Consider the following 14,250-nt stretch of genomic DNA (forward strand, 5'->3'; position numbering starts at 1 on the left):
AGGCTGTAGAAGCTCGGTTAGGATAGACGCTGTATATTATAAAATGCAAGAAAAAACAGGGCCTCCTTGTGACAGGGAGGTTGCTTTTCACATGGTTTTGGTAACGCTTACTTGAACTCTTTCTTGCGATATTGGAATGGGACGAAAATACATATTGGAATAGGGGTATACTAATATGCATGCGATAGAACGAAGAAAAAGTGATTTATTGGCCTATTATCCGCCCGTAACGATGGATTCGGCAGAACTGAACCGTTACTGGGACGCTGTGCTTGCGAGCTACTCGGATAAGCCGCTTGAAATTGTGAAGGAGCTGCTGGAAACGCCGTTAAGTACGGTTAGAACGGAACGCCTGACTTACAAGGGGAGTGACGAAACCCCTATACATGGGCTTTACATCGTACCGGAGCAGGGTTTGCATGGGAAGAAGCTTCCTTGCGTCGTCATCTTTCAAGGTTATACTGGCGACAAAGGCTTGCCCGAGCGTTATGCCGCATGGCTTCTTCTCGGCTATGCCGTATTTGCGGTCGACGCAAGAGGGCAGGGAGGCGAGACTGGCAACCTGCTGACTTCGGAAGAAGGGACGATAAAAGGCTGGGTCACGCAAGGCATTGAAAACATCGAGCAAAGCTATTACAGGGCAATCACGATGGATACGGTAAGAGCAGTCGATGCTGCTGCGCTGCAGCCGGAGGTAGATGCCTCCCGTATCGCGGTAGTCGGGGGCAGCCAAGGTGGCGGACTTGCGCTATTAGCTGCTGCTCTTAATTCGAAGGTAAGCGCTGTCGTAGCCGATATTCCGAACATGTGCCATATGGATTATGGCATTATGAATTCGACAGGTTCATTGACGGAGATTGCTCAGCACGTAAAACGTTATCCAGACAGGCTGGGGAACGTACTACATACACTGGCTCATTTCGATATGCTTAACCTAGCGGAACGAATTCAAGCACCGGTCTTGATGTCGGTTGGCTGGAAGGATACGGTATGCATGCCGGAAACGATTTACGCGGTTTTCAATCGGATTAATGCCAGAAAAGAGCTGAACGACTATCCTTTTTCAGGGCATGAGGTAGGCGGGTACCAGAACCGGGCAGCGATTTTATTTCTGAAAGACGTTTTTCAGAACGATTAATGCTTCGATGATTGTCCGAGAACGACAATCAATGCTTGAAATGGATGATATCAATGCCAATATGATTATGGAAGGCAAGCGTGCAATGTACTAAAATATAAGGGAGCTTTCAATCAACATCCTATAAATTGCCGTAATTTGAAACCAGTTACTGGAGATTACGGTATAACTTAATAACCAATCATATTATAGAGCAAGTTGAAACGGTTTAAGGCTTTGCAGGCTGGAAGCTGGCGGGCATGTATGACGAGCTTCGCCTTAGAAAATAATAGGATGGCAATGAATAGAGAGGGTGGAATTTTCTGCAATGAGCAACCATGATGAGCGTAATTATTCGCCTTGGCAAAGCTACTATGGACCCAACCTTGGGTATGTGCAGGAGCAATACGAACGTTTTTTAACAGAGCCTGATGCCGTTGAAGCAACGGTTCGTGAGCTTTTTGAACGTTTTGGAGCACCTCCGGCAGTATCGATAGGAGCCGCTGCTAATACAGCAAAGCCAAGCGAGCAACAGGCTGCATCAAGTGCAGCACCTGGACCGATTGATTCAAATATGTTGAAGAAGGTTGTCGCTGCGCACCAGCTTATGCTGAACATTCGCAGATACGGCCATTTAGCTGCGGATATCGACCCGCTTGGTTTTAGCCCGGCAGCGGATACGAAGCTGCTCGAGCCAGAAACCTTTGGCCTTACGCAAGCGGATTTGGCTTCTATACCGGCTTCGCTTATTTGGGACAATGCACCTGCATCGATCTCGAACGGGTGGGAGGCTATTAGCCGCCTAAGAGAAATTTACACACGCTCTGCTGCCTATGAATTTACACATATCCATGACGAGAACGAACGGAACTGGCTGAATAAACAAGCGGAATCGGGAAGCTTCCCGGCGCCGTTGTCGGCAAGGGAGCGTTCGGCGCTGCTTGAGCGCCTATTGGAGGTCGAATATTTCGAGAACTTCCTGCACCGGACTTTCGTCGGTCAGAAGCGTTTCTCGATAGAAGGCGTGGATATGCTCGTACCCGTGTTGGATGAGATCGTCCGTGCTGTCGCGCATGACGGCGCGAACAACATTCTAATGGGCATGGCTCACCGCGGCCGTCTAAACGTACTTACGCATGTGCTAGGCAAGCCGTATGAGAAAATCTTCTCCGAGTTTCATCATGCGCCTAACAAAGAGCTTATTCCATCCGAAGGCTCGATGGGTCTCAACTACGGCTGGACGGGCGATGTGAAGTACCATCTGGGTGCAGATCGCGCGATTAAGGAAGGCGAAACGATTCGTGCCAACCTTACCCTTGCGAACAACCCGAGCCACCTTGAATTTGTTAATCCAGTGGTTGAAGGCTTCACGCGCGCAGCTCAAGAGGATAGAAGCAAGCCGGGAATGCCGAAGCAGGATTCATCCAAAGCCGTTACCATTTGCGTACATGGCGACGCTGCTTTCATCGGCGAAGGTATCGTAGCGGAGACGCTTAACTTCAATAAGCTGGATGGCTACCATAACGGGGGCACGCTGCACATTATTGCCAACAACCGACTCGGCTTCACAACGAACAGCATTGATTCCCGTTCGACGCATTATGCAAGTGATCTTGCGAAGGGCTTTGACATTCCGATCGTTCACGTCAATGCAGATGAGCCGGAAGCATGCTTGGCTGCCGTACGTCTCGCTTGCGAATATCGTCTGCGTTATAATAAAGGTTTCGTTATTGATTTGATCGGCTACCGCCGCTTCGGCCATAATGAAATGGATGATCCAGAAGTAACGCAACCGCTTATGTATGCGAAGGTTCGCAATCATCCGACCGTAAGCACGCTTTATGCCGAGCAGCTTAAATCGGCCAAAGCAATCTCTGAGGAGCAAGTCGAGGAGCTGCGCCAGCGTACGAACGGCAAGCTTCAAGCAGCCTACGATGCGATGAAAGCAAAGGAAGGCGAGCCGAAAATACGCGGAGAGCAGCGGAAATCAGAGCTTCCATCCGGCGAAGAAGCACGCACGGCCGTTCCGCTAGAGACGCTGCGCGAGATTAATCTAGAGCTTCTCAACCGCCCAGAGGGCTTCACTGAATATACGAAGCTGCAGCGTATTTTGCAGCGCAGGGCATCCGGCCTGAATGATGGGGAAAAGGTAGACTGGGCACATGCCGAGTCACTTGCTTTTGCTACGATTCTTGCCGATGGAACGCCGATTCGTCTAAGCGGACAGGACTCGGAGCGTGGAACCTTCGCACACCGGCATATCATGCTCAATGATAATGCTACGGCTGCTAAATTCTCGCCGCTTCACATGCTGCCGCAAGCAAAAGCATCCTTTGCGGTTCACAACAGCCCATTGTCCGAAACGGCAGTGCTTGGCTTTGAATATGGCTATAACGTATTCGCACCGGAAACATTCGTAATCTGGGAAGCGCAATACGGAGATTTTGCGAACGTCGCACAGGTTATCTTTGACCAGTTTATCTCGGCAGGCCGAGCGAAATGGTCACAGAAATCAGGAATTACGATTTTGCTGCCGCATGGCTATGAAGGCCAAGGACCGGAGCATTCGAGCGCAAGGCTAGAGCGTTTCCTACAGCTCTCGGCTGATAACAACTGGACGGTAGCGAACTTGACATCGTCCGCCCAATATTTCCACTTGCTGCGCAAGCAAGCGGCATCGCTTGGTACCGAGCAAGTTCGCCCGCTCGTGCTTATGGCACCAAAAAGCTTGATCCGTAATCCGCGCGTTGCGTCGCACGGCGTTGAATTCAGCGAAGGCTCGTTTAAACCGGTGCTTCCGCAGTTCAGCTTAACGGAATCGAAGGATCAGAAGGATAAGGTAAAACGTCTACTGCTTTGCACGGGCAAGGTTGCTATTGATGTGGAAGAAGCACTTGCTTCATCGAACGCAGAGGATTTCGAATGGCTGCGCGTTGCAAGGGTAGAGCAGCTGTATCCGTTCGCGCATGCCGAAATCGAGCGTATCGTGAAGCAATTCGATAAGCTGGAAGAAATCGTGTGGGTACAGGAAGAGCCGCAGAACATGGGCTCATGGAGCTTCATGGAGCCAAGGCTGCGCGCATTGGCACCGAAGAAGGCAGCTGTCCGTTACGTGGGCAGACCGGATCGCTCAAGTACGGCAAGCGGACACCAAGAGGTACATGCCGCAGAGCAAAAATGGATTATCTCGACAGCCTTGAACGGCAAACCAGTTGAAACAAGTTTGATAAGGGGGTAGCGACTAATGGCTGAAATTATAGTACCAGAATTAGGCGAGTCCATTTCAGAGGGCACGATTACCAAGTGGTTCGTGAAGGAAGGCGACTCCGTTAATCAAGGGGATGTCCTGCTGGAGCTTGAAACCGATAAAGTAAACATCGAGATTAGCGCTGACAACAGCGGCGTTGTATCCCGTATCGCGAAGCAAGACGGAGATGTTGTATTAGTAGGCGAAGCAATTGGATCGATCGGCGAAGGAGCTGGCGCCTCCGCGCCAGCAGCTCCAGCGGCAGAGCCAGCTGCGGTTGCAGCTCCAACACCTCCAGCAGCAGTGGCAGCACCAGCTGCGCAAGCGGCTGCTCCTGTGAGCGACAGCTCAGCAGCGATCAACGCTTCGCCGGCAGCACGCAAGCGTGCCCGCGAGCAAGGCATTGATCTTTCGCAGCCGCAAGGACAAGCTCCTGCAGTAGCGACGCCTGTCAAATCAGCTCCGCTGACGCAGGCTGCTGAGCCAGCAATCGCAAGCAAAGAAGGCAAGCCGACTGAACGCAAACGGATGTCGCGCCGCCGGGTTACGATTGCTAACCGCCTGGTTGAAGCACAACGTACGGCAGCAATGCTGACTACTTTCAACGAAGTGGATATGACTGCGATTCTTGATCTTCGTAAACGCCGCAAGCAAGCATTTTTCGAGAAAAATGATGTGAACCTTGGTTTTATGTCATTCTTCACGAAAGCGGTAGTTGGTGCGCTCAAAGCATTCCCGCTGCTTAACGCAGAGATCGACGGCGAAGAAATCGTTACGAAAAAATTCTATGATATCGGCATAGCGGTTTCGGCCAAGGAAGGTCTAGTAGTTCCTGTCGTTCGCGATGCAGACCGCCTAAGCTTCGCTGAAATCGAGAAAAACATCGTTGAGCTTGCCGGTAAGGCAAGATCCAACACGCTGGCGATCTCCGATCTGCAAGGCGGCAGCTTCACCATCACGAACGGCGGCGTCTTCGGCTCCTTGCTGTCGACTCCGATCCTAAATGCGCCGCAGGTTGGTATCCTCGGTATGCATAAGATTCAGATCCGTCCGGTAGCGATTGACGATGTACGCATGGAAAACCGTCCGATGATGTATATCGCATTGTCATACGATCACCGTATCGTAGACGGCAGCGAAGCAGTTCGCTTCCTTGTAACCGTTAAGGCTCTGCTTGAAGATCCAGAAGCGCTTCTTCTTGAAGGCTAATAAGCGATAATTCAATAGAGGCTGACCGTAAAGTAGAGTATTCTACTTCATGGCCAGCCTCTTTTTTGCATGCAAGCCTGCTTCGCCTTAAAACATGTAGAAAAGAACGGAATATCGATTACTATGTTTTTTTATTTTAATTTTTAAAATGGAGCAGGAAGAGGGCAGAAAATGTTGAAAATAACAATCAAGTAAAGTTATTTGTTGGATGAGGTGGTTTAGGCAGATGGAGAGCGTTCAAATGAACAAGCAATGGAGAGAAAGCGAAGACCGATACGAGAATTTGGTCCATATGATGTCTGACGGCCTCATTATTTTTTGTGAGGGTTGTATCGTTCTGGCGAACCGTTCGTTATTAAGTATGATTGGTTTTGATCGTTCTGATGAAATGGTTGGGCTCCCGATTAAAAGCTTCGTTCATGCTGAATATCTGGAGCAGTTCACCGCTAATATACAGTATCTGATCCGGGAAGCTAATCCTACTGTTTTCATGAATTTCAAGCTGCTTCGACGAAACGGTGAAACGTTTGAAACGGAGCTCAGTGCGGTCAATGTTACCTATGACGGAAAACCCTCGGTCCAGCTTATCATTCGCGACATCTCTAACCGAATTCGGATGGAGGAGTCTTTGTTCGAAAAGGATTTTTTATACAAAAGCTTAATGGAGAACGTCGTTGCTGGCGTTTTCGTAGGGCAACAATGTAATCTCATATATGCCAATCCGTATTTGGCGGAGCTATTCGGTTATACGGTCGATGAGCTGCTGTCTTTATCTCCGGACTGCTTTATTCCGAAGGAAGAGCTTTCGCGCATAGAGAACGAAGTGCTCCAGGGAATGGTTAACGGAGTGACCCAATTTGTCTTGCGACTGAGCGGGAAGAAAAAAGACGGAAGCGTCATCATTCTGGAAGGAAACAGCTCCGTCATTATGCTGGACGGAGTGCCTTCATTGCTAGGTACTGTGCAGGATGTAACCTTTAAGCTTGAGAAGGAGAAGCTGCTAAAGGACAGCGCAAAGCTTTATCAGAAGATGATTAAATTCGTTCCCGAGCCGATTGTACTGAGCGACCAGGGCGTCATTCTGTATGCCAACAAGCTGGCTTTGCAGCTTATCGGACTAAATGAGGATTGCGAGCTTTCCGGTAAAAGCATTTTTGACTTCATTCATCCGATCCAGCATGGCATGGTTGTTGAAACGGTGCAAAAAATTATGTCGTCGGATGACCCAAGCCCGTTTCAGGAGCGTATTATCGTATGTCCGGACGGTCGGCAGATGGATGTGGAATTATCGAGCATCCGGATCAATAACTACATGGGCAAGGACGTGATGCTGAGCGTCATTCGAGACTTGACCGATCGCAAACGGTCGGAGGAGGTGCTGATCCGATCCGAAAAGCTATCTGCGATCGGACAGCTTGCTGCAGGCGTCGCGCATGAAATCCGTAATCCGTTGACTGCACTTAAAGGTTTTACGCAGCTTCTGAGTGCTAGATACCCGGAGCATCCGCATTATTTTACGATTATGTCGAATGAAATTGATCGAATTACGCTAATCGTGAATGAATTCATGACACTTGCGAAGCCCCATTTCACCCAGTTCCATGACGAACCGCTTGAGCCTATTCTCAATAGTGTGCTTTCTATCCTGGAAACGCAGGCCATTCTATTAAACGTGGAACTTAAGGTTTGTTTAGATCATACTGCACCGACCGTATTCGGCAATGCCGATCAGCTGAAGCAGGTGTTCCTCAACATAATAAAAAACGCCATCGAGGCGATGCCTCATGGCGGAGAGGTACAGTTATCCGTTGCTACAAAGGATGATGGGAACGTGTTGATTCGAATTAAAGACGGCGGACCAGGCATTCCCGAGGAGCTCATTAAAAAGATAGGTGAGCCCTTTGTGACTACCAAGGAAAAAGGGACCGGTCTCGGCATCATGATCAGCACGAGAATTATCGAGGCGCATAAAGGCACTCTGAAGCTAAGCAGTGTCGTAAATCAAGGTACGGTCGTCGAAATTATTTTGCCTATTCAGGTAGCCAGTTGAATCATTAGCCGGAGGTGCCCAGCGCTTGCTCGGCATCGGCCTTCGTCGTCAACCGTTTGCGTTTATGATGAAGCATGAAATAAATAACAGATGAAGCGGCGATAATAACGGCACATAGCATATACATGGCACGGTAGCCGTAGCCGGACGCGAGTGCTCCTAGCGAATAGGAGCCAATGCCATAGCCTAGGTCAAACAGTAAGTAAAAGGTTGCGGTAGCGAGGCCTCTTCTGTGTACGGGAGCCGCAAGTACGGCAATCGTCTGAAAGCAGGGAAGCAAAGCACCGTAGCCAAGACCGATGACGCCGCCAGACACGAGCAGCGATGCAGGAGAGCTGGCTTGGCTGAGCATTAGCATGCCAACCGTAAAGATGGCAATGCTCGGATACACGATTACATGCTCGCCCACGCGATCGAGCAACTTCCCGATGATCGGGCGCGGCAGTACAATCATAATGCCAAAACAGACGAAGAAATAGCTTGCATACTGATCCAGCGCCTGTTCATGCGTATATACGGACATAAACGTCACTAGCCCGCTGTACGCAAAGGCGACGACAAAGCCGCTAAGAGCGATCGGGATCGCTTTCCGTTCTACAAGATCACGCCAGTGCAGCTTTGCTTTCGGCATTGTATCCGTAGAATTGTTTTTAGCGGAGGCTGAGCGCAAGACAGCCTTTTGCCGTTTCGTCGAAGCCCCAAGCACAAAGGCAATCAATGAGCATAATGCGCACAAAATGAACATCGCGGTAAAGCCGCCATGGGTCGTAATCGTCAGCCCCGCAAAAGGTCCAATGACCATCGCGAGACTCATGAACAAGCTGAAATAGCTGATGCCTTCGCCTTTGCGATGCTCTGGAATAATGCCGATTGCAGTCGTATTCGTGGAAGTCGTTGCGATAGCAAACGTGCCGCCGTGAAAAAAACGAACGAGCAGCAGCATCGCATAGCCAAAAACGCCTAAATAAGCGACTGAGAACAGTAAAAAAAGCAATAAAGACAATATTACGATTTTACGTTCGCCATATTTGGCCATCAGCTGCCCTGCGAATGGCCGAAGCAATACGGAGGCTATAACAAAAACGGTCATGGATAAGCCGGCCTGCGTGCCTGAGCCTCCAAGCCCATCGGTTACGTAAACCGAAAGAGCCGTCGCCAGCGTATAAAAAGAAAAAAACAAGAAAAAGCTGCTTAAGCATATTTTAATGAAGTCGGCGCTCCATAATTTATTCGTATTCAATGCAAGTTCCCCTCTCAGCTGCTGGTCAACCATGTCTTATAGATTGAGCGTCTTATTGCGTTCCGGCATTTTGATTGATTTTGTCCATGAAGCGCATAAAAGCTTTAATTTCATCCGTTGTGATGCCTGTTAGCATTTGCTGAACGTACTCCCTCTCAATAGGCGCAAGCGCTATTGCGCAGCTTGTGCCGTCCTCGGTAATAGAGATCAGCTGCGAGCGGCGGTCGTTCGGATTTGCTAATCGCTTAACGAGAGCTTTGCGCTCAAGCTGATCAACCAAGCGGGTTATGTTGGCAGGGTCCTTATCGGTACGCTGAGCCAAATCCTTGTGGGAAATTCCGTCATGCTCGCTCAAGCACATTAAAAGCGTAAATTGCTCGGGCGTTACGTCGTGATGTTGAAAAAGCTGCTGGAGCCGCTGATTCAGCCGGCGCCCTGTATTGCTTATTACGTAACCTACGGATTGTTTTAATTCCAATTCCTTCACCTGCTCTTGTTATATAGTTGATATAACAATAATACGCTTATCAACTAAAAGGGTCAAGAGCGCCAATCCCCGATTTCGGATTAACGCTTATCAGGTAGGCACGGAGTGGAGTTGATTCTGCTTGCGATACTGCTCAGGCGTGTAGTCGGTATGAAGCTTAAAAGCGCGGCTGAAATGCGAAGGATGCTTAAAGCCGACCTCGTAACCGACATCGGTAATGGGCTGGTCACTGTCAATCAGCTCGATTTTGGCCTGATAGATTCTGCGCTGCATCAGAAATTGAAAGATCGTACTTCCGGTAACCTCTTTGAATGTTTTGGCTAAATAAAACTTGCTGAGGTGAAGCTCCGTTTGAATGCTTTCCAGCGTAATCTCTTCCTGATAATGGCTGTCCAAATAAGATATAATCGCTTGGACATGCAGCTGCTTGGATGACGGGAAAGTAGACTTTTCCTTCATCGGCTTCTGACACAGCTGGTTGATTAGAATCATGAAATCGAGCAGCTGCGCTTGAAAGCGTTGGGTCGAGAAAGAATCCTTTTGCACATAATGCAGCTCTAACCGATTAATAACCGCTTCGACCTCCGCTTTCTCCGGTCCACGCAGCTGAAGCCTAACATTTTGCAGCTTGCGGAACGGCTCGAGCAGATCGGCAGCAAAAGGCGGCTGAATAAATTGTTTGAAATAAAATGGGTCAAAGTGCAGCGTGGAGCGATGGTACTTCACTTCAGGGTCGACATGGGCACGATGCAGCGTCATGCCGTGCATAAGCAGCAGGTCACCTGGCTCTAGTACATAAATACGGTCATTTATAAGATAATTCACTTTTCCGCTATGGAAATAATAGACTTCATAATGAAAATGGGTGTGATACGCCACATTGGTATTATAGTCCGAGCTAGTGCCCATCGTGAACGGAACGCTAATCTGGTGCTGGATGGTCATCCTGTCACTCCCCTCGTAAATATCATCATTATACACCAACCACAGTCAAATAAAAGAACAAACAGGATAATGCGGATGAAGTCGAACGGATCGCAACGTGATACCATAAAGGCAAGTAGCTGTAAGCAGTAAGCGCAACCATTCATTTTATAATAAAGGGGCGGCATCCGGATGCAGATCGTTCGTTTGGGCATTATTGGGCTTGGCAATATGGGAAAAGGACATATCAATTATTTAGTCAACGGTGAAGTGAGTGGCGTAGAAGTAACGGCTGTCAGCGACGCGATCGAAGCAAATCTTGCGTGGGCCAAAGAAAAGCTTGGCGATCAGGTTGGTTTGTATCTAGATCCTCTCCAAATGATGGATTCTGGCCTCGTGGACGGCGTTCTCATCGCTACTCCGCATTTCTCGCATCCGGAGCTTGCAATCGCTTGCTTCAAGCGCGGGCTTCATGTCCTTTGCGAGAAGCCGGCTGGCGTATACACGAAGCAGGTTCGCGAAATGAACGAGGCGGGCAGTAAAGCGAACGTGAAGTTCAGCATGATGTATAATCAACGGACGAATCCGCTATATGTGAAGCTCAAAGACATGATTGATGCAGGCGAGCTAGGGGAGATTAGAAGAACGAATTGGATTATTACGAATTGGTATCGCTCTCAAAGCTACTATGATTCAGGGACTTGGCGGGCTACCTGGGCTGGCGAAGGCGGAGGCGTATTGCTCAATCAAGATCCGCATCAGCTAGATTTGTGGCAATGGACGATTAGCATGATGCCTAAGCGCGTCCGTGCATTTTGTTATTTCGGCAAGCATCGCAATATCGAGGTCGAGGATGACGTGACGGCTTTCGTTGAATATGAGAATGGTGCTACCGGCGTGTTCGTAACGACGACGGGTGAAGCTCCGGGTACGAACCGGCTTGAAATCAGTGGTGACCGCGGCAAGGTCGTCATCGAAAACAATGAATTAACATTTTGGCGACTTCGCGTTCCGGAGCCGGAATTCAATAAAGAGTATAAGGGCAGCTTCGGCCAGCCGGAATGCTGGAAATGCGAAATTCCGGTGCAAGGCAGCTACCCGGACCATAAAGGCATTACGCAAAACTTCGTGAATGCGATTCTGTTCGATGAGCCGCTGATCGCACCTGGCGAAGAGGGCATTAAAGGACTTATGCTCTCTAATGCGATGCTTCTCTCCACGTGGACGGATAACTGGGTCGACCTGCCGATTGACGAGGAGCTGTTCTATCAGCATTTGCAGGATCGAATCGCCAATTCTTCCTTTCAGAAGGAGACAGTAAGCAAATGAGCAAAGCAGACGGCATGAAATATGCACCCAAAGGAAAACCGAACAAAGTAGTTGAGGAAGGGCAATTCATTATTTCTGCGGTGAGCCTTGACCACGGACATATTTATGGCATGTGCAACGGGCTTGTCGAAGCGGGTGCAGCATTAAAATGGGTGTACGATCCCGATCCAGCAAAAGTGGAGGCATTTATCCGTCAATACCCGCAAGCGAGAGCCGCGATATCGGAGGAGCAGGTGCTCTCCGATCCAGAAGTGCAATTGGTGGCTGCGGCCGCAATCACTTCGGAACGCGGGCCGCTTGGCGTACGCGTAATGCGCAGCGGGAAACATTATTTCACGGATAAAGCACCTTTTACGACGCTTGAGCAGCTGGAGGATGCGCGTAAAGCCTACTCGGAGACAGGCAAGAAATATGCCGTCTACTATAGTGAGCGGCTGCATGTGGAGAGCGCTGTATTCGCTGGTCAACTGATTGAGCAAGGCGCGATTGGACGCGTTGTTCAAGTGCTTGGCCTTGGTCCGCATCGATTGAATGCGGGAGCCCGTCCGGCTTGGTTTTTCGAGAAGGAAAAGTACGGAGGCATTATTTGCGATATCGGATCTCATCAAATCGAGCAGTTCCTGTACTACACGGGGAATCAGAATGCGGCGGTCGTGAACAGCAAGGTTGCCAATTACGCTAACAAGGAATATCCGGAGCTGGAGGATTTCGGCGATATGAACGTAGTTGGAGATAATGGGGCAACAGGCTACTTCCGCGTTGACTGGCTCACGCCGAATGGGCTTGGCACTTGGGGGGACGGGCGTACGCTCATACTCGGAACCGAAGGCTATATCGAGATGCGCAAGTATATCGATATCGCACGCGAAGCAGAGGGCGACCAGTTGTATTTGGTGAACAGCGACGGCGAGCGGCATATGAAGCTGGGCGGCAAGGTCGGGTTTCCTTATTTCGGCCAGCTCATTCTGGATTGCTTGAATGGCACGGAAAATGCGATGACGCAGGAGCATACTTTTAAAGCGGCGGAGCTTTCGCTCTTGGCGCAGAAGAAAGCGGTACGAATAGAATAAGGAGATGACATTTGAACATAGAGAGCTGCCTGCGGGCAGTTCTTTTGCTATTTGCATAATGTTAATTTTGCATCGTTTCTTTCATTACATAAACGTGAAAGAAATCTTCTTTGACGATGACGGATATTACGGTTGTTTCCTTTTTAAAGAAATGAGCATGCCCCATCCGTTCTTCCTTCTGTTCAATCCAACCGAGCCTCTCTAGCTCTTCGAAATAGTGCATCGGCGGATATAACCCTTGGCTTCCCCCAACGTCTTTAAGTTTATATTTCATTCCCTTTGAAATATTGGGGTTACCGAACTCCGTTTCCTCAGGCTCAGCCTGAACGGGGACAATAAAATCGTTATGTACAGCTGATGGCTTATATCCCGTATTCTCGTCATAAAAAGAATCAGACCTCCCAGAACACGCCGTAATCATGCCAAGCAGCAGGATGGATTGCCAAAGCTTCATATTCTGCAGCACCTCTTCATAAAAGATTGGAGTAACCGTTGTCTTATTAGACGTGCTTTTATCCAAAATGTTACAGATGGGTGAAGGCATGTTATATTGTTTAGGAAGAGCATGATGGAACATCACACGAGCAAACGGCTCAGTGGTTGAGGTGAGTAGAACGATGGATTCATTGATCGATGGCATTTTAAATGGCGAAAATACTGGATCGGAATTAACGGAAAATAAATTATTTGAGGTTTATGAAGCAGTTAAGCATTCGGATATTGAGGATGAGGTTTGGAGCAAACTGTCTTTAAGCTATGGTGAGTCGCTTCCCCAACCTATCGTCATGGACCTTATTGATCGGAAGATAGCCCTCGTGGCATTAGGGCACACCAGACAAGAGCATCAAGCAATGTGGTTATTAGCAGAGCTGGTAGATGAAGCTTTACTGACGTTGGCAATTGATTTGTACACGATTGAAAGATTTGAAATGGATACAATGGCGTTACTGCTGAATAAATTTTATGAGAACAGATGGATGTTGGAGACCTTGATTTATAAAGAGCCATCGTCGCCGGAGAAAAGAAAACTGCTTGATTCAGCGATCCAACGAAATAGCCATTCCGGTAACTTGCAACGACTAATGATCGTTTTGGATCATGCTAAATTTGCCAGACGTTTCGATTTGACGAACGAACAATTCTTTTTTCTTTTTGAGACGGGAGAGCCAGAAGTATGGCTTTCATTATCCTATAATGAGAATACGCCAGCAGCTATATTAAACGAATTAATTGGTGCAGCAAATATAAAAAATGCAAGACAAATGAGGCAAGCAGCAAGAGCAAGTCTCGCCAAACAAAAAGAATAAGGGAGCTTTGCCGAGATGAAATAATGGTGATGTATTTAATTAATATATAGATGGCATGAACATGGGGACATGGGGTTAAATTAAACCCCATAAGGAAGTAGCTTGGGGTATTAAAAGAAATGGCTGTTACGAATAAATGGGAAGGCTGCCGGAAATCGACAGCCTTCAGTATTCATAGTATCCCGTTTGAGTCTTTACAACAATTCAGTCTATAAGATGGCATGCCAAGCTGTTTCATAGTCATAGGTCTGGTCATATGCCAGGTCTGAG

At 48.6% G+C, this 14,250-nt stretch carries 11 protein-coding genes; 7 read left to right on the plus strand and 4 right to left on the minus strand.

Translation table 11 applies throughout. From position 1 onward, the window contains the following. Window positions 1-175 precede the first annotated feature (175 nt). The 4 genes from AC0YN3_RS11335 to AC0YN3_RS11350 all read left to right on the plus strand — a co-directional run bounded on the left by AC0YN3_RS11335 (window position 176) and on the right by AC0YN3_RS11350 (window position 7,623). Complete coding sequence (locus AC0YN3_RS11335; RefSeq protein ID WP_475775177.1) at window positions 176-1,138, plus strand: acetylxylan esterase; 963 nt, start codon at window positions 176-178, stop codon at window positions 1,136-1,138. 307 nt (window positions 1,139-1,445) lie between these two features. Beyond that, complete coding sequence (locus tag AC0YN3_RS11340; protein WP_475775178.1) at window positions 1,446-4,355, plus strand: 2-oxoglutarate dehydrogenase E1 component; 2,910 nt, start codon at window positions 1,446-1,448, stop codon at window positions 4,353-4,355. A 6-nt stretch (window positions 4,356-4,361) separates the two neighbouring features. Continuing rightward, window positions 4,362-5,573, plus strand: coding sequence for a 2-oxoglutarate dehydrogenase complex dihydrolipoyllysine-residue succinyltransferase (gene odhB, locus AC0YN3_RS11345; protein WP_475775179.1), 1,212 nt, complete (start codon window positions 4,362-4,364; stop codon window positions 5,571-5,573). A 226-nt stretch (window positions 5,574-5,799) separates the two neighbouring features. Continuing rightward, window positions 5,800-7,623 carry a PAS domain S-box protein gene (locus tag AC0YN3_RS11350; protein ID WP_475775180.1) on the plus strand — a complete coding sequence of 608 codons (1,824 nt, stop codon included), beginning with the start codon at window positions 5,800-5,802 and terminating at the stop codon, window positions 7,621-7,623. A 4-nt stretch (window positions 7,624-7,627) separates the two neighbouring features. Here the strand turns inward: AC0YN3_RS11350 and AC0YN3_RS11355 are convergent, their stop codons facing one another. The 3 genes from AC0YN3_RS11355 to AC0YN3_RS11365 all read right to left on the minus strand — a co-directional run bounded on the left by AC0YN3_RS11355 (window position 7,628) and on the right by AC0YN3_RS11365 (window position 10,295). Then, entirely contained in the window at window positions 7,628-8,863 is a 1,236-nt protein-coding gene (locus AC0YN3_RS11355) for an MFS transporter (protein WP_475775181.1), read from the minus strand. A 52-nt stretch (window positions 8,864-8,915) separates the two neighbouring features. Beyond that, the gene (locus AC0YN3_RS11360) at window positions 8,916-9,341 is read right to left on the minus strand and encodes a MarR family winged helix-turn-helix transcriptional regulator (RefSeq protein ID WP_475775182.1); all 426 of its coding nucleotides are present in this window, start codon (window positions 9,339-9,341) and stop codon (window positions 8,916-8,918) included. 99 nt (window positions 9,342-9,440) lie between these two features. Next, window positions 9,441-10,295 (minus strand): helix-turn-helix transcriptional regulator, encoded by an 855-nt coding sequence (locus AC0YN3_RS11365; RefSeq protein ID WP_475775183.1) that lies wholly within the window; start codon window positions 10,293-10,295, stop codon window positions 9,441-9,443. 171 nt (window positions 10,296-10,466) lie between these two features. On the opposite strand from AC0YN3_RS11365, the gene AC0YN3_RS11370 reads away from it, so the two are divergent. Together AC0YN3_RS11370 and AC0YN3_RS11375 are read left to right on the plus strand one after the other, a co-directional pair. Then, window positions 10,467-11,603 (plus strand): Gfo/Idh/MocA family protein, encoded by a 1,137-nt coding sequence (locus AC0YN3_RS11370; protein WP_475775184.1) that lies wholly within the window; start codon window positions 10,467-10,469, stop codon window positions 11,601-11,603. After that, window positions 11,600-12,673, plus strand: a complete 1,074-nt coding sequence (locus AC0YN3_RS11375) for a Gfo/Idh/MocA family protein (RefSeq protein ID WP_475775185.1) — start codon at window positions 11,600-11,602, stop codon at window positions 12,671-12,673. Before AC0YN3_RS11370 ends, AC0YN3_RS11375 begins: the two co-directional genes overlap by 4 nt. Window positions 12,674-12,734: 61 nt before the next feature. On the opposite strand, the gene AC0YN3_RS11380 is transcribed toward AC0YN3_RS11375, so the two are convergent. Further along, window positions 12,735-13,127: a hypothetical protein gene (locus AC0YN3_RS11380; RefSeq protein ID WP_475775186.1), complete on the minus strand. Its 393-nt coding sequence runs from the start codon at window positions 13,125-13,127 to the stop codon at window positions 12,735-12,737. Window positions 13,128-13,290: 163 nt separating this feature from the next. Between AC0YN3_RS11380 and AC0YN3_RS11385 the strand changes: the two genes are divergently transcribed. Beyond that, the gene (locus AC0YN3_RS11385) at window positions 13,291-13,980 is read left to right on the plus strand and encodes a hypothetical protein (RefSeq protein ID WP_475775187.1); all 690 of its coding nucleotides are present in this window, start codon (window positions 13,291-13,293) and stop codon (window positions 13,978-13,980) included. The last annotated feature ends 270 nt before the right edge of the window (window positions 13,981-14,250 follow it).

The sequence above is a fragment of the Paenibacillus sp. J22R232 genome (assembly GCF_056269165.1).